The 16681-nt window shown below is 60.8% G+C and carries 15 protein-coding genes; 8 read left to right on the forward strand and 7 right to left on the reverse strand.

Going from position 1 to position 16681, the window contains the following annotated elements; all coding sequences use genetic code 11:
• Together VLJ37_03660 and VLJ37_03665 are read right to left on the reverse strand one after the other, a co-directional pair.
• The coding region (locus tag VLJ37_03660) for a hypothetical protein (GenBank protein HSA58758.1) at positions 1-438 on the reverse strand (438 nt) is incomplete at its 3' end.
• A gap of 18 nt (positions 439-456) precedes the next feature.
• On the reverse strand, positions 457-1524 hold the full coding sequence (locus VLJ37_03665) for a LamG domain-containing protein (protein ID HSA58759.1): 1068 nt from the start codon (positions 1522-1524) through the stop codon (positions 457-459).
• A gap of 178 nt (positions 1525-1702) precedes the next feature.
• On the opposite strand from VLJ37_03665, the gene VLJ37_03670 reads away from it, so the two are divergent.
• The gene (locus VLJ37_03670; GenBank protein ID HSA58760.1) at positions 1703-2851 is read left to right on the forward strand and encodes a pyridoxal phosphate-dependent aminotransferase; all 1149 of its coding nucleotides are present in this window, start codon (positions 1703-1705) and stop codon (positions 2849-2851) included.
• Here the strand turns inward: VLJ37_03670 and VLJ37_03675 are convergent.
• Positions 2839-4443, reverse strand: coding sequence for a hypothetical protein (locus VLJ37_03675; protein HSA58761.1), 1605 nt, complete (start codon positions 4441-4443; stop codon positions 2839-2841). The genes VLJ37_03670 and VLJ37_03675 overlap by 13 nt on opposite strands.
• Positions 4444-4552: 109 nt before the next feature.
• Between VLJ37_03675 and VLJ37_03680 the strand changes: the two genes are divergently transcribed.
• Genes VLJ37_03680 through VLJ37_03710 form a run of 7 tightly spaced genes read left to right on the forward strand, consistent with a single transcriptional unit; the run spans position 4553 to position 10974 of the window.
• Positions 4553-6256 carry a carbon starvation CstA family protein gene (locus tag VLJ37_03680; protein HSA58762.1) on the forward strand — a complete coding sequence of 568 codons (1704 nt, stop codon included), beginning with the start codon at positions 4553-4555 and terminating at the stop codon, positions 6254-6256.
• Between the two features lie 56 nt (positions 6257-6312).
• Positions 6313-6525, forward strand: a complete 213-nt coding sequence (locus tag VLJ37_03685) for a hypothetical protein (protein ID HSA58763.1) — start codon at positions 6313-6315, stop codon at positions 6523-6525.
• Positions 6518-6913, forward strand: a complete 396-nt coding sequence (locus tag VLJ37_03690; protein ID HSA58764.1) for a PIN domain-containing protein — start codon at positions 6518-6520, stop codon at positions 6911-6913. Before VLJ37_03685 ends, VLJ37_03690 begins: the two co-directional genes overlap by 8 nt.
• Before the next feature lie 2 nt (positions 6914-6915).
• Entirely contained in the window at positions 6916-8442 is a 1527-nt protein-coding gene (gene ppcA / locus VLJ37_03695) for a phosphoenolpyruvate carboxylase (GenBank protein HSA58765.1), read from the forward strand.
• A gap of 36 nt (positions 8443-8478) precedes the next feature.
• The gene (locus tag VLJ37_03700) at positions 8479-9663 is read left to right on the forward strand and encodes a hypothetical protein (protein HSA58766.1); all 1185 of its coding nucleotides are present in this window, start codon (positions 8479-8481) and stop codon (positions 9661-9663) included.
• A 51-nt stretch (positions 9664-9714) separates the two neighbouring features.
• Entirely contained in the window at positions 9715-10134 is a 420-nt protein-coding gene (locus VLJ37_03705; protein HSA58767.1) for a thioesterase family protein, read from the forward strand.
• 24 nt (positions 10135-10158) lie between these two features.
• Positions 10159-10974 carry a tetratricopeptide repeat protein gene (locus tag VLJ37_03710; GenBank protein HSA58768.1) on the forward strand — a complete coding sequence of 272 codons (816 nt, stop codon included), beginning with the start codon at positions 10159-10161 and terminating at the stop codon, positions 10972-10974.
• 51 nt (positions 10975-11025) lie between these two features.
• Here VLJ37_03710 and VLJ37_03715 read toward each other — a convergent pair whose 3' ends face one another.
• From VLJ37_03715 to VLJ37_03730, 4 genes are all read right to left on the reverse strand, one after another.
• Positions 11026-11418, reverse strand: coding sequence for a hypothetical protein (locus tag VLJ37_03715; protein HSA58769.1), 393 nt, complete (start codon positions 11416-11418; stop codon positions 11026-11028).
• A complete protein-coding gene (locus VLJ37_03720) occupies positions 11415-12824 on the reverse strand; it encodes a M20/M25/M40 family metallo-hydrolase (GenBank protein HSA58770.1) in 1410 nt (469 codons plus the stop codon). Before VLJ37_03720 ends, VLJ37_03715 begins: the two co-directional genes overlap by 4 nt.
• A 250-nt stretch (positions 12825-13074) precedes the next feature.
• Positions 13075-14811 carry a hypothetical protein gene (locus VLJ37_03725; GenBank protein HSA58771.1) on the reverse strand — a complete coding sequence of 579 codons (1737 nt, stop codon included), beginning with the start codon at positions 14809-14811 and terminating at the stop codon, positions 13075-13077.
• Positions 14812-14944: 133 nt separating this feature from the next.
• Complete coding sequence (locus tag VLJ37_03730) at positions 14945-16516, reverse strand: hypothetical protein (protein HSA58772.1); 1572 nt, start codon at positions 16514-16516, stop codon at positions 14945-14947.
• Positions 16517-16681 lie beyond the last annotated feature (165 nt).

Below are 16681 nucleotides of genomic sequence, written 5' to 3' on the forward strand. Positions count from 1 at the left end.
CTTGACGCGATAGGTGGAGCTCGGCGTCAAGGGATCGAGGAGAGCGTTGTTGCCCGTGACGATCACGCTGTTCGGGCATTCGGACTCCTCATCGATGGTGAGGGCGGGCCCGATGGTCGAGCAGAGCTCATAGCCGTCCACGGTCAAGCCCGTGGGAATCTCGCCGGCCTGCCAGAGCACATGGGCCCGGGTGGCGGGCAAGATCGTGCCCAGCCCAGGCCGGAGGAGAGAAGGACCCGCGGGCAAGGAGCCGGCGTCCATGCCGCCGTCGCCCCCCATGCCACCGTCGCCGCCCGTGCCGCCGTCCCCGCTCGTCGAACCGTCCAGCGCCGGAAGCCCCGCCGGATCGAACCTGCATCCCGCCGAAAGTCCCAAGGCCAGGGAACCGGCCAAGAGCGTGGCTTGAAGCGAGTTCGCAAGGCTATTGATGAAGGACATATTGGGTTCCTTTTCTTTTTATGGACAGACTGCCGGCAGGGAAGAAGCGCCCGAAGCGACGAGGGCCGCGCAATACTCGTTGATGACGGCCCCGGGTCCCACCGCCCCACCCATGACGATGATCTCATCCATCGCTCCCGCAAACGGTTCGGTGCAGGGCACGGTGGGAGACAGACAGCCAAAGGCGAGATCCCCCGAACTGCTGACGTCCCCCGGACAGGACTTGGAGCCGTCCGCGACACCGTTCACGAAGAGGCGGACGGTGCCTTTTTCGCGGGTCACGAGGGCATGGGTCCACTTGCCCTGCTGGGCGATCACGCTTCCCGACAGGGCGCAGCCGCTCCCGGAATAGGTCAGTCGGCCATCCGGTCTCCGGTAGAATTCGTACAAGGACGCCACGTCTCTCTTATCGACGATCGCTTGGTTCGTCCCGGTGGAACTCGGGTTGATCCAGGCCGAGAGTGTGAGATCCCCGGTTCCGAAATTGAAGGCCGGGGAGGAAGCGACGGTGACGAGATCGTTCGTTCCGTCCAAGGCGGCCGCCATGTTGACCAACCCGGCGCCGAAGCCGGCCCCGTTCTGGGGGGACCCATCATGCCCGTTTCCGGTCGTATCCGAGGCGTTTCCATCCATGAGATAGCGGGCGCTCATGAGCGTGGTGGCCGAAAAAGAAAGAACGGGGGAATACGGGGAGTAGGTGTCATCCTTAAAACGGGTCCTGGCCTTGACGAGATAAGCGGCGCCGGGGGTCAAGGGGTCGATGAGGGCGAAGGTTTGCAGCGTCGCAAACATATTTGGGCACTCGGTGTCCTCATCGATCAGGTCGGGCGTGCCGGTGGTAAAACAGATCTGTTGCCCCACGGCCTCGGATCCGTTGGAGGCCGTGCCGGCCTGAAGCCGGAGGAAGGCCCGGGTCGCGAGGAGCGTGTCATTCGCGAGCGGGGCCAAAAATGTCGGGGGGACCGAGGCGCCGCCGTCTCCGCCTCCCCCCTCCCCTCCATCCGCCGCCGCATCCGGATCGCCGTTGCCGATCGTGAATTCGTCGCCTCCGCAACCGGAGGCGCTGAAGGCCAAGGATCCCGCCATCGAGGCGGATAAAGCGGTTGCACCCGCGATCGCAATCGTTGAAAGAGTCAGATTCTGAAAATTTTGCATAAGGTTCTCTTTTTGCCGAAAGACGTACAGATGTTCACCCTTGTGCACATGGCGTCGTCATTTCTCAAGGAAAGTTGCTACTTAGAAACGGAACAGGACGGAAGAAACAATGCAAGACTTGAATATTATTGAGAAAACTTATCGAGACCTGGCCGCTCAGGGGAGACCGATCCTCAAGCTCTTCTCCGGAAACCCGAACGACGAAGGTTTTCTCTATCCCGGCGGCATTCTCGAGGAGGCCTATGCCCGCTATTTCCGCGACCAGGACTACCGTCCCCATTCGAAGGGCTTGATCGAGGCGAGGCGGGCGATCGCCGCCTACTATGCGGAGCGCGGTGCGGAGGTCGACCCGGAAAACCTCCTGCTCACGGCGGGGACGAGCGAGTCCTTTCTCTACCTTTTTAGGCTGCTCGCGCGGCCGGGCGACAACGTCCTTGCGCCCAATCCGGCCTACCCCTTGTTCGACCACATCGCGGGCCTCGCGGGGATCGAGCTAAGGCACTATGTGCTGAGGGAAGAGGGCCGATGGTCGATGGATTTCCACGACCTCGATGAGAAAGCCGATGATCGGACGAGGGCCGTCGTCCTCATCTCCCCCAACAACCCGACCGGCCATGTGGCCTCACAGGACGAGATCCTGGCGCTGGTCGGTTGGGCGAATCAAAAAAAGATCCCCCTGATCTGCGACGAGGTGTTTTCCGAGTTCTTTTACGGTGCGGGGAAATTCCCGCGTCCGATGGCGGTCGCCAGGCCCGATCTCTGCTTCACGTTGAACGGCATTTCGAAGATGTTCGCCCTGCCGGCGCTCAAGCTGGGGTGGATCGCCGTCACCGGAAAAAAATCCTTGGTGGATCCCGCCGTCGACCGGTTGGAGACCACGGCCGACACCTTTCTTTCCTGCCACATTCCGATCCAAAAGGCCCTGCCGGACTTGTTCGAAAAGGGGCGCGCGTTCGTGGACGGCTACGTGGCGGAGGTGGGACGGAGACGGCTCATGATGATGAATCTCCTCCGCGGTGCGGAAGAGATCCGCTTCGTGGAACCCCGGGGAGGTTTCTATCTCACGGCGGCGATCGAGACGGGTCTACCGGAAGAGGACTTCGTCGTGAGGCTCATGAAGAAGGAAGGCGTGTTCGTTCACCCGGGGTATTTTTTCGATTACGAAAAGGGATGCCACGTCGTCCTCTCTTTTCTGGTGCACCCGGAGCGGATGCGGCCGGGGATCGAACGTCTCCTCTCTTTTCTTCAGGGCCGGTAAGGAAATTCCGCGAGGAGGTCTTCGTAGCTCCGGCGGATGTACCGGATCGGCGCGCCCGACTGGTTTTCGTACATGTGCTCGAACCAGGCGAGCCTCCAAAGAAGGGCTTCTTCGTCCACGTTTGAGTTCCTCTCCGGGTGGAGACCGTAGAACATCCGGATCCCCGAGATCATGCCTTCGGCCCCGACGGAGACCTCCATGGCGGCCGCTCCCTCGTAGGCCTGGAGCCATTGGCTGTGCCGCCGGGCGTCGGTGTTGAAGGAGAGCGGGGAGAACCAAGTCCGCCCCGCCTCCGCCTCCCGGTGAAGCCTCAAGGCCTCCGCCTTCGCGTTCTCGATGTCCGGCTTCGAGAAAACAAAGCGGGAGTCCTCGATGGAGAACCGGGCCGTGTCCTCCGGACTCAAATATTCCACCCAGGGATGCGTGTGCAGGACGAAGACGTCCTCCACGTCCTCGGCGTTGACGCCGGCGAGGTCGCCCAGGCTCAAATTCACGCCGAATCCCTCGGCCCGGGGAAACGTACCGACGGCGATTTCGCGGTAGAACCCGGCCTCGCCGATCGCCCGCACCAGCCGGAAGGCGGGAGCCAGGTCGGGCACGACGCGGAATGGAAACAGGCCGAAATAGGCCTCGGCGACGTAGGCGCGTGTCTCCATGTCGGCGCGTGAGATGGCCGTCAAGGCCTCCGGGGTGCACCGGTCGAAGTGGTCCCGGATGCGAATCAACGCCTCGGGAAAATTTCGGACGTCCTCGTTCAAGAGTGAGACGGCAAAATCGATGACCGCCGCCCTCTCCCTCATGGCCGGCGGGCCGAGCAAGGGGCGGCCCAGCCGGGCGTTCAAGATCATCCAGGCGTAGCGGAAAACCTTGTCTTTCCGGCCGAGCAGCGCGGCTCCGGAGACGACGTCCCGGTCGGAAAACTTTTTGTTTCCGCCCCAGTCCTCCGGGCAGGCGCGCTCCGTGATCTGGATCGCCCGGTCCATGAAGGCCTCGACGCGGGCGCGCAACGAAGATCCTTCGACGATCAAGTCCAGCGGGCGGTTGCGGTGGACGATTTCATGGATGAGCTCAAGGGCGTCTTCCGCGTCTCCGGCCTGTCCTCCGAATTCTTGCCGGATAACGTCGTAAAGAGAGCCTTCGGCCTCGTCGATTTCACCCATGGCGGCCTTGAGTTCCGGTGACAGGCGATTCGCGTTGGCCGGCTTCATTCTCAGGCGCCGGTAGCTTTCCGCCTCGATTAAGTCCCGGACCTCCTGCCTTTGGTGCCGCGAGGCGATGCTTGCCAACGAAACGTTGTGCCCCAGCAGGAAGTTGCCGAGGGCGTGCAAGGTTTCCGAGGACGCCTCCTCCAAACGCCGGGCGAAGAGAGGGGGTACCGCGGACGAATCCGGCCGGGCGCTCTCCTGGCGGATGAGCCGGAGCCAGGGCGCCGCTTCGAAATCGGCGGGCAGCTCGCCGTGGGCCTTGGAGATATCAAGGATCAAATTCGCGTCTTCGAGCCGGGGTTCTGAGCTTGACTGCTGTGCGGAAAGCCAGAGCCCGAAGAGCGTCTGGTTCAGGACGTAGCCGGAATTCTGCGAGACGATCGCCATGGGGACCTTTGCATTGCAGGTCCCCCGACCAGGTCCTATTTTCGGCCGGATTCGGCCCAAGTTGCCAATTTCCTTGAACTGGCAAGTGGTTGAGAATACACCCGTTTCCGTGTCTCTCCCCGCTATCGCCGGGATTTTTCTTGTCGTCGTCGGAACGGCCTATGTCTTCTACAGCCGCCTGATCGCACGCTTCTTCCGTTTGAGCGACGCCGTGGTGACGCCCGCCGTCGAGTTCAACGACGGCGCCGACTTCGTGCCGACCAAGCCGTTTTACCTGATGGGCCAGCATTTTTCGGCCATCGCCGCCGCCGGTCCCATCGCGGGGCCAATTCTCGCCTGCCAGCAGTTCGGTTGGCTGCCGTGCCTGCTCTGGATCGGCCTGGGCGTTGTCTTCATCGGCGCGGTCCACGATTTTTCCGCCCTCGTCGCGAGCATCCGGCACCGCGGCCATTCCATCGCCGAGATGATCCGCGAGAACGTCGGGCCGCGCGCGTGGCTCGCCATGATGCTCTTCATCTGGCTCTCGCTCCTCTACGTCATCGTCGCCTTCACCGACATCACGGCGGGCACCTTCGTGGGTCGCATCGAGGAATTGGAGGGCGTGAAGGTCGGTTTCGAGCGGGGAGGAGCGGTCGCGGCCGCTTCCGCCATGTACCTCCTCCTTTCCATCGTGTTGGGGCTCGTCCAGAAAAAATGGAATCCGCCTCTGTGGCTCGTGACGCTCCTGTTCGTCCCCGCCACCCTGGGGGTGGTTTGGCTGGGCACGCAGGTCTCGAGCTGGCTGATCTTCTCGAAGCCGTCTTGGGGCGTCATCATCCTCGTCTATTGTTTCGTCGCTTCGCTCCTCCCCGTCTGGATGCTCCTCCAGCCGCGAGGATACCTGGGCGGGTTCGTCCTCTACATGGCGCTGGCGGTCGGCGTGATCGGCGTCTTCCTGGGCGGCTATGACATTCAACAGGCGTCCTTCAAGACCTGGAACGCGGGCGGGTTGACCGGATCGCTCTTCCCTTTCCTCTTCGTGACGATCGCCTGCGGGGCGTGCTCGGGCTTCCACGGGCTTGTGTGCTCCGGCACGACGTCCAAGCAAATTTCCAAGGAGTCTCATTGCCGCCCGGTCGGTTACGGGGCGATGCTGCTGGAAGGCTTCGTCGCCGTCATCGCTCTCGCGACGATCATGATCCTGGCGGATTCCGAGGCCAAAGGCGCGCCCGGAGCGATCTACGGCGCGGGCATGGGGCATTTCCTCACGCTCGTGATCGGCAAGAAAAACCTGCTCTTTGCGATGACCTTCGGGGCGATGGCCTTTTCGACCTTTGTCTTCGACACGCTCGACGTCTCCACCCGGCTGGGCAGGTACATCCTTCAGGAGTTGACCGGGCGCCAGGGGCGCCTTTCCGCGCTTGCGGCCACGCTCGCGACGACGGCGATTCCGGCCCTCCTTCTCGTCAAAGCGCCGGAAGGAAGTTGGTCGAATTTCTGGACCCTGTTCGGCACCTCGAACCAATTGCTCGCGGCGCTCACGCTCCTGGGCGTCACGGTCTGGCTCTACCGAACGTCGCGCCGCTACTGGTTCACCCTGATCCCCATGCTATTCGTCATGACGATCACGTTCTGGTCCCTCTTTCGCCAGATCCAGATCACCGCGAGCCGGGTTTTTGAAGAGGGTTTGAAATTCAACGTCGGCTTCGTCAATGGGCTCGTGGCCCTCGCCCTTTTCTGCCTCGCGGGACTCGTGATTCTCGAAGCCTACCGCTCGGTCCGCCGCGCCCCGCGGAAACGATCGACACAACGGGAAATATTTGCCGCGGAGTAACCCGGCAAGCGGCTTTTATATTGATCCATGTGTATGAATGGGTTAATGTGATACACATGAAAAACCTTCGCCGGAAGCAATTCATCCTTCCCCAAGACAAGCTGGCCGAGGTTCGAAGGACCTTAGGGGCTAAGACCGATACCGAAGCCGTGATCCTCTCTCTCGACATGGTCCTGCGCCGCAAGAAATTGGAGGAGCTTGCGGGTTTGGCCGGTAAGGTCAAGCTCGGGATCACCGTCAAAGATCTTCTCAGGATGCGGCGTGGTTAAGATCCTCATCGACTCCTCGGCCTGGATTCATTTCTTCCGAGGATCTCCACCTGCCTTCACGGAGGTCGTGAAGCGATTGATTTGGGATGATATCGCCGCCACCTGCGGACCCGTGCTCACCGAGGTCGTTCGCGGAGCGAGAGACAAGAAAGAGGAGAAAACTCTAAGGAACAAACTTTTGCCTTTAATCTGCTATTCGCTGCAGGAAGAGGATTTTTGGGAGGCGGCGTCTCTGGGAGTTTCTCTGGGTCGGAAGGGATACACCGTCAACACCTTGGATCTCTTAATCGCCCATGTCTGTCTTCGCGAGAGGATTCCCATTCTCCATGACGATTCGGATTTTGAATTCATCGCGCGCCATGCTTCGCTCAAGACCCTGAGGCTGTGACCATGCGCAAGATCCCCGCCACCATGGCCACGCAGCACCCGGACAACGCCGGCGTTCCGTATTGGGGCGACACGGCGTTCATCTCGACGTTGGACGAGGTCGAGGAGTGCTACCGGGTCTTCTCGGACCTCGGGATCGACGAATACATGTGGGACTGGGAGGGCAAGTTCGTCGACGAGGCCGTGGTCGACCGGCTTTTCAACAAGCACGAGGCTTACTTCCGCAAGAATCAGCTGGGACTCGACAAGTTCCTCACCTTCCGCGTTCCGAACATCTGGAAGGAGCATGGATTCCGTCTCGCGCGTTCCTACATGACGATCATCACCGCGTCGCACACGGCGGCCGAGCACGGCATGCACACGCCGCCCATCTTCGAAGTGATCCTCCCGATGACCACGGAGGCCAAACAGCTCGTGACGATTTTGGAAAAATACCGGAACGCCCTCAAGTATGAGCGCGCGATCTTCGAGGAGCGCGTCGCCGGCGAAAGCACGCTCGAGATGATCCCCTTGATCGAAGGCAGCGCGACGCTCCTGCAGTCGCGCAAGATCCTTAAGGACTACGTCGCGCGGTATCAAACGCTTTGGAAACGGAGGGTGCCTTATCTTCGTCCGTTCATCGCGCGGTCCGACCCCGCCCTCGATGCGGGATTTATTCCGGCGGTTCTCTCCGCCCGCGGCGCGATCTCCGAGTACTACCGTTTCGAGGAGGAGTCCGGCGTGCCGGTGTTCCCCATCATCGGCGTCGGCTGTCCTCTCTTCCGCGGCGGGCTTTCGCCCGGGACAATCGATTCCTTTCTGGAAAACTACGCCGGCGTGCGGACGGTGACGATCCAATCGGCCTTCCGCTACGATTACCCGCTTGCGCAGGTGAAGCGCGCCGTCGCGAGGCTCAAGACCGACCTCCCGCGCCGCAAGCCCAAGCGTTTTGAGGAGGGGGACATCCGGGAGATCATCCGGTTCTCGGAACATTTCGCGGGCTTTTACAGGCCCGTGGTCACGGCGCTCGCGGGAATGATCAACGACCTGGCCCGCTTTGTGCCGGCTCACCGAGAGCGCATCCCGCATACGGGGCATTTCGGCTATTCGCGGAAACTCGGCAAGACGACGAGCCTGCCGCGCGCGATCTCCTTCGTGGCGACGCTGGCCTCGCTGGGCATCCCCCCGAGCGTGCTCGGCACCGGTCGCGGCCTGAAGGAACTGCTCAAGGACAAAACCGCCGAAAAGCGACTCCTGCGCTACCTGCCCACGTTCGCGGAGGACTTGGGCCGGATCGGCGCCTATCTCAATTGGGAAAACCTGAAATTCCTGATCAAGCAAGATCCGGCCTGGGAGGCCGTTCGCGAGGACGTGGTCTTTCTCGAAAAATTCCTGGGCCGCCGGATGGGACCCCAGACCTCCGAGGAGTTCGTTCACCGGAACCTGACCTCGAACATCTATCATTATTGGCGGGGCGGGAAAAAGCCGGAGGTTCCGGAGTTGAAAGACGCGATCCTCCAGGCCGCGCGGGCGCGACGGAGTTTGGGATAGCAGCAACTTTTCCGTTCTTGTGACGATGGGGCGTTCATGTCACCCGTCGGCATTCTTTCGACTCAGAACATCACCCTCCTGGCTTCGGCTTTGCGGACCAGCCTGCAGTTTCAGCCCAATGTGGGAACTGAGGCGCAGCGTTCGCGGTGGTTCCGTTCCTTGGATGATACGGAAGCGTTGGCCGCCTCTCCCGTCGGTCCGCTGGCCAGGTTCTTCCTTGGAGAGGGATGGAATCTGCACCGGGCGAAAGAGAGGCTCGGCCGCGTCAGCTCGCAGGCCGTCTCCGCCGGCCTACTCCTGGCCGACGCGAGGGACGGTTTCATCGCCAATGCGGCGCGTTTTGCGTCGGCCGACGCGGCGGTCTCCAAGGCACGCGTGTATGTCCTTCGTTCACGCTCCATTCACGAGGAGCGGTCTCATGAAAGGGCCGAGCGCCTCGTGCGCACCCTCTTTGGAAGCAAGGTTTCGGCCCACGAGACGTTGGTGGCCATGCTCGACCGGGCCTTCGAGATGCACATCCGCAAACTGGACGCCAGCGTTGCGATGATCCCGGATCTCGTGATCGGCGAGGACATCCCGTCCGATGCCGCCTATCCGCACTATTTCGAAGACGCCCATCCGCACCTCATGGATTACCTGCACCGGACTCTCGCCGAGATAAACGGCGGCCTTGATTTTAACTGGGACGAATGCCGGAGTGAAACCGTCGGCCGATTGATCGAACTGCGGTTGGAGCGCGAAGGGATCGACGCCAAGACGGCCGACGGCGGGCGAAAAAGGCGGGGTCTGTCCCTGGCGACCCAAATCTCCGAATACAGCGCGTTTCAACTTTTTTGTTTGCTCCTGCAAATCCGGGACGGGCGGCCCGAGACCGCGTTAGTCCGGGAGCTCGAGCGGTCTCGCAACGGCAGGCTCTTGGACTTCGACGACGCCATTTGCGCGGGCCTGACGTGGGGGCATCTGCTCAAGGCCTCCGAGTTGATCGGCAACATCGACATCATCCATGCGAACATCGGGACCGCCTGCGAGATGGCAAAGTACGAGCAACCCGAGGTGGACGAGCAGATCATCGTGCTGCAAGTGAAGGCGGCGGTCGCCCGCCTGGGGAAGGCCACGGGGTCCTCGCGCCATGAATACGACGGAGCCATCGAGCGCCTGCGCGCCCTGGAAACCGACCCCAACGCGGGGAGGGTGATCCCCCTCTCCAGGCGGCGGTCTTAGAGTGAAGTTTCCGATGGACCTTTGACGAGACAGCCCTTAAGTCCTCCGCGTATGAAACCGCGATTCCCCGTCAAGACCGACTTGACCGTCCGCTTCGCCGACGTGGACGTCATGGGCCACGTCAACAACGCCGTTTACCTCTCGTATTTTGAACAGGCGCGCGTCGCGTTCTTCAAAAAGATCCATGAGTTCGACCTGCGGTACATGGACGCCAAGTCCGCCTTCGGTTTCATCGTCGCCGAGATCGGCGTGAAGTTCTTGGCGCCGACGTTCGTGGACCAGGTCCTGACCGTCGCCCTCCGCGTCGCCGAGGTCCGCAACAAGGCCTTCCGCTTCGAGTACGAGATCCGGGACAAGAAGACCAAGGTCGTCGTCGCGACGGGATTCTCGGTGCAGGTTTCATATAACTACAGGAAACATAAGCCTTTTCCGCTTTCGCCCTCTCTGAAGCGCCGCATGCTGGCCTTGTAGGGGTTAATCTTATAAAATTCGTCCATGGATCTGTCCCTCTTGGCGGAACATGACCTCGACGGAGTACCCCTCGAGGAGATCGCCTTTGCCGTGGCGCGCGAAAAGTATCCCGACTTCGACGCCGACCATTACCGGGGCAAGATCGACGAATACGCCCGACGGGCCGATCAGCGCGTGGGAGGCGTGGTCGGGGCGCACGCCATCGTCCAGGGATTGAGCCATTACCTTTTCGACGAAGAAGGCTTCAGCGGCAATTCCGGAGACTATTACAACCCGGCGAATAGTTTCCTCAATGACGTCCTCGATACCCGGCAGGGCATCCCCATTACGCTCTCGATCCTCTTCATCGCCATCGGACGGCGCATCGGCATGAACGTCCGCGGCGTGAGTTTTCCCGGCCATTTCCTCGTCCGCTACGAGAGCGAGGACGGCGTCCTCTTCATCGATCCCTACCACAAGGGAAAGATCCTGACCGAGGCCGAGTGCCGGGACCGGCTGAAGGAGATGTACGGCAACGACCTGCCTTACCACGACGCGTTCTTGGAACCCGCCGGGCATCGCGAGATCCTGCTCCGGATGCTCACCAACCTGAAGCTCATCGCGTTCATGCAGCGCGACTACCCGATGGCGCTCAAGCTCTTGAACCGCATCCTCCTCTTCAAGCCGGAGGGACCGTTCGAGTTGAAGGAGCGGGGTTTGGTGGAATACCAGCTCGAATGTTTCGGGCCGGCCTTCAAGGATTTGGAAACCTATCTGAAGAGACAACCCGACGACCCCGACCGGCCGGATTTGGAGAATTACCTGGAGGATTTGCGGGGCAAGGTGGATCGGATCATGTAGAGGCGAACCTTGTGTTCGCCCGCGCGTGATGGGCGAATACGAGGTTCGCCCCTACGTCTTGTTTTTCAACTGGCTGTATTCCACAACCTCCGGATCCACCATCGACGGCGCCCTCCCCTCGGCGATGTCCTTCCGCACCTGCTTCACGTCCGTGCCTTTCATCTGCGAGGGTTGGCCCAGACTCTCCATGATCTGGTTGGTCATGCGCGCCGTGATCTGGTCGTTGACCGAACCTCGGCCGTCGACGTCGGCGTCCAAGAACTTTTCAATCTTTTGGCCTTCGACGCCGGTGGCGATCAGGGTGTCGAGCAGTTCCCGGTAGCCGAAGCCGCCTTCGCGGTCCGCTTGGGAATGAATCGACCGCACGGTCTCGACCAGGCGGTCGCAGTCGCGGCAGACGCGTTTGAAGAAGCCCGCCCTTTCCCGGCAATAGACGCATTTCATTGGGCCCCCTGCATGGTCTTGACGATATCGTAGACGATCGCCGTCCCCTTCTCCACCCATTCCACCGGAATCCTCTCGTTCTTGCCGTGGAGGCCCTCCACCTGTTCGGGCGTGAGCAGAAGCGGGATGAGTCCGTAAGCGATCGCGCCTTTTTCCCGGAAGAAACGCGAGTCCGTCCCTCCGGGGGAGATCATCGGCGCCGTCACCGCCTCCGCGTCCTGTTTGCGGACAGCGTCCTCGATGACGCGGAAAAAATCCGTCCGAAAGTCGGACTCGTTCGGAATGCTCCCTTTGATGAGCGTGACGTCGAAGCCCTCGCCGACCAGGGCGCGGACCTTTTGGAGAAAGCCTTCCGGCGTTTCTCCCGGGAGGATGCGTGCATCGAGGGAGGCGGAGGCCTCCGCCGGGATGACGTTCACCTTGTAACCCGCCTCGAGCATGGTGGGACTGATCGTGTGAGAGAGAACGGCGCGAACGGCCTTTTCCTCGGAGAGCGCGCCGGCCACGAAGTACCGCGTGACCGGTCCGATCACCGGCGTGAAGAGAAGCCGGATGCCGAGCCTCTTCCACCAGACCAGTTCTTCCGCCACGCGGTTCAAGAACTCCTTGAGGACGGCGGTCTCTTCAAAGGGAAAGCGATGCGTGCCCAAGAGGTCGACGGCTCTGGCGAGTTTGGCCACGGCGTTGTCGGAGATCGGCATCGACCCATGTCCCGAGGTCCCGCGCGCGGTGAGCTTGAACCACGTCACGCCTTTCTCCGCCACCTGGATGGGAAAGAGGTCCATGCCGAGCTTGCGCACGCCGACGGATCCCTCGTTCAAGACGTACTTGGCCTCGATCTTGTCCCAATGGTTGTTCACGAGAAACTCGGCGCCCATCGTGCCGCCCGCTTCCTCGTCGGCGGCGAGTAAGAGGATCACATCCCCTGCGAGCTTGGCCTTCTCGCGGTGCAGGCGGAGGAAGGTCTCGATCTCCATGGCGGCCAGGCCCTTCATGTCCAGGGCGCCCCGGCCCCAAAGCTCCCCGTCGCGGATTTCCGCCGAAAAGGGAGGAAGGCCCCATTCCTTGGGATCCGCCGGGACGACGTCCAGATGGCCGAGCAGGAGGAGCGAAGGCTTCCGAGACCCCTCAGCGGTCCCCTCCCCTTTCAACCGTGCGATCAGATTCCCCCGCCCGGGGGCGGATTCGATGACCTCGGTGGCGATCCCTTCGCGCGCCAGGAGATTGTGCACATATTCGGCGGCGGTCGTTTCATTTCCGGGGGGATTGGATGTGTCGATCCGGATCAGATCGCGGAGGAGGTCGAGCGTCGGCGAATCGTCAGCCGCACCTGCGCAGGGAAGGATGAGGACGAAAATAAGTGCGAGGGCCCTCTTCATCATGATCATGGCGGCGTACCGTTGCAAAGAGGGCCCGAGGGATCAATCGGTTTTCTTAGAATCGGTCCTTGGACTTGGGTCCCGCGATGAGCGGGGCCACCAGGCCGACGATGGTCAGAACGATAAACATGACGGCGATGAAATCATAGATCATAAACATCCTCCTAGTCCGTGATGTGCAATGCATGCCAGACAAATCGAGCTAGGATTTATTGTTTATGAATATGTATGAAATAAAAGTATTATTAAAATACTCCTAGATATATATAAAATATTCTTATTTTAAGTCGTCGATACCCCAGGTCGTCACGGAATGGGACCATTCACTGGAAAGGAAGAGTTTGCTGCCGTTTTTGGAGACGGCCAAGCCTGAGGGGCGAAGACCGACGTCGCTTCTCTTGGAAGGGGCAAAGGCGTCAGTGGAGCTCATGGTGAGAACGCTGTCCGGATGGGTGGCGTCCCCATCACGGACCGTCACGTAAGCGTTCTTGGGGCAACCGGTGATGAACTTTCCGTCGAACCGCGAATCCGTCGTGATGTGCAGAGGATCGGTGATCAGGTTTTCAGGGTCGGAGACGGGGTTCGGAGCGCCGAAGGCAATCCCCGGGATCGCGGGCCAGGTCACGCCAATCGAGAAACGTACGATCTGGTCGATGCCCCCGCAAGCCACCATGATGTCCGTCTGTGGATCAAAGCTGACGTCACGAGGGAGGCATCCCTCGGGCAATTCCTGCATGCCGATGATCTGATAGCCTCCGACGTCCTTGGAGACGAAGCCGAGATAGGGCTTCGAATTGGGCCCGGGGGCCGGGGTATAGTTCCCGACGAAGGCATAGAGATCGATCCACTCCGACGTATACAAATAGGCGTGATCGACGGCGGTCGTTTCCGTGACGGTTGATCCGGCCGGAAACATGGCTGAGGGGAGTTGATCCTTTGTGATCGTAGCGATACTGGACATCGAGGCGGTGTCGACCATCTCCATGATTCTCTGAAGGGCTCCATCCGGATTCGCGGTCACGGCCAGCACTTTGGAATCAAAGGAAATGGCGACGTCCGTCGGGTTTGAAATGGACATTTTTGGAGGGGCCTCAAAATCCAACTTGATCAAGTCGACGAAGGCCACGAAGTTTCCGAAGGGATCGGTCACAGCGGCTTTCATATTTCCGGAATTCACATCGATGCGGGTCGGCGCCGATCCGATGAAAGGGAAGAACTTCACCGTTTGCGTCGCCAGATCCATGACTTCCACGAGACCTTTGGGATCCGCCCCCGTAGCCGGCATGAAGGAATAGAGGGTCTCTTTGGAACTGAACGACTCCGTGGAATAACCCACTTGGTTCACTCGGCGGGGGAGGGCGCGGACGTTTGGTGGAATCACGCGCTGAACGACCGCAGAGAGCCAGGCCCCCGAACTTGGACTGATGATCCCGATCGAGACATTGTCCCCGATGTCCCCCTGGAGCGCGAATTCAAAGGCCCCTTCCGCCAGGGCATAGGCGCAGGCGTGATAGGGGAGTTTGCAAATATCCGGAAAGATCAGATCCGCGTGCGCGGAAGGGATCAACAGTTCGGCCAACTGGCCGAAATTCATCAGTGTTTTCCAGTCGAATTCCAAGGAAGCGGTCGCCTTGCTGTCGTTGACGGCCATGACGAGCGAGCCTGGGGGGGCGCCGAGTTCGTCACCGATGATCAAGGAGGCCATATTAGCGTTGGGGGTGGTTGTCGTGAGCCGGCCAGTGACGGGCGCGGGGAGATTGATCGGAGGCGCGGAAACGCCGGTGTCATCATAGGATTTCGGCGCTTCGGCTTCCCCGGAAGGCTCGCTGGAGCCATCCCCCGTGGCCGAAGCGGGACCGATCGGCGCCGAGGGTGCAAAAGCACCGCCGCCTGTCGTTGCCTGAGACCCGAAACAGCCCGTGGTCACCGAGGCCCCGGCCAAGGTCAGAGAGGCGACGACGACCAGCACGGATGGAATCCCCAGGAGGGCGGCGAGCCGGTGAAACACGTTCATACTATAGCCTCCTTGCGCGGCGCCTCTCAATCTTTAGTGAGGGCGCCATGCGGTTTTTCCCCGGAAGAATGACGGATCAGTGCAAGTTTTACGCCAATTCAGTTTCTATTTTATGAACAGGCCGGCGTTTTACCTACGGGAGGAGGTCCGGGAGGCCCCAGAACGTGACGGCGTGGGACTTAAAGGTCGAGACGAAGAGGTTCTTGTTCACGGGATCGAACACCAGGCCCGTGGGCCCGAAGCCGACGGGGTTGATGTCCACGACCTGATCGGCGGTGAGGTCGACCGTGAGAACGGTATCGGGATGGTCGGCGTTGCCGTTCTTGGCGTTGACGAAGGCGAAGCCGTTGTCCGGGTGGACGAAGAGGTCCCGGGGATTGATGACAAATCCCTCCGGGTCGGCAATCTCGCCGGCGGGTGTGAGCGTCGTAACGGGGGAAACGACGGGTGCCGTCGTTGTGAAATCGAAAATGAAGATCTTGTCGTTCCCCGAATCAGTGACGAGGACCCGGTCGGCCGTCCGATCGAAGGCCACGTCTTCTGGCACCGTGCCAGCCGGAAGGAGGGTGACCGCCAGCAGCTGCATGGAACTCGTATTCGCCAAACCGACGGCGGGTTTGTCGACCCCGTCCACATGGTAGGTTCCGATGAAGGCGACCAAGTCGAAGGTGCTGGTGGTCGTAAAGGGGATCAGGTCGAGGGCGGTCGTTTCGACGTTGACGGCTCCAGGGATCAGGACCTGGAGATCGGTATCGGTCAGTTCATCCATGTCGGTCATCACTGTAAAATCAATCTTTTGCAGGAGAACGGAGATCCCCACCGGTTTGGCGGTGTCGCTGACCACGATCTCGCTGCCAGTCGTATTGAAGACCACGTCGTTCGGGCCTTCCATGGGGAAGGTGACAGGGGTGTCGAAATTGTTGATTGCGAGGTCCACCTTGGCCACGAAATTGCCATCGGGATCGACAATGGCCCCCTGACGCGTCTCCGTCTGGACGGCCATCCGTGCGGGGCGGGGGCCGGCGAATGGAACCGGGGTGCGCGTGCCGGTGGGCAGGTCCACCACGGATACGAGCCCGTTCGGGTCGTCCAAGGTGCGTGGCATGAGGGCGTAGAGCTTCCGGGTGCTCAGGGGGATGTTCGAGAGAAGACCTAGGTCCGCGACGGGACGGACGAAATGACGGACGTTGCGGGGCACGGGCCTTCGCAACCGTTCGGAGATCTGAAAACCGTCGTTATTGAGGATCTCCACAACGATTTCCTGATCGTTCTCCGCCGAGAGGGTGATCTCGAATGAGCCGTCGGCGCCGGCAACCGCGCAGGCGTGAAAGGCGTGTCCGCAGACTTCGGGGAACGATGACTCGGCCTGCGCAGAGGAGATGGGCGAGAGGAGGGCGCTCATCAAGCTTGCGGATAAGTTGCCGGAGACACGAAGCCCCGCCGGATCCTGGGTCGCGTTGAAGGCGTGTACGAGGGAGCCCGCCGGGACCGCCCCTTCATCGCCCACCACCAAGGCCGCCCCTGTTTCGTCGGGGCTCGTGATGGTCATGCGGCCGGTGACGGGGGCAGGCAGCGAAATCGGAGGGGCCGAGGCCCCGACCCCGGTGGTGCTGCACCCACCGGCCACAAAAAGGCCGGTCTGGAGGAGACCGATAAGGCCCCCCAGATAGGCGATGGTCTTCAGGGAACGGAGTATCGTTTTCAAAATCATGGCAGTTTAACCCCTTTTGGCAAAGCTTGCCATGACTACAGGTGAGCAAATCAAATGCCACCTTCTAGAAACAAATAAAATCAATAGGTTAAATTTCAGATGATATAAAAAAAATAGAATTATTATTTTTTATATATCCATTAAAGTTCATGAAATATA

It is taken from the genome of bacterium (assembly GCA_035454885.1).
Classification (GTDB): Bacteria; UBA10199; UBA10199; order JACPAL01.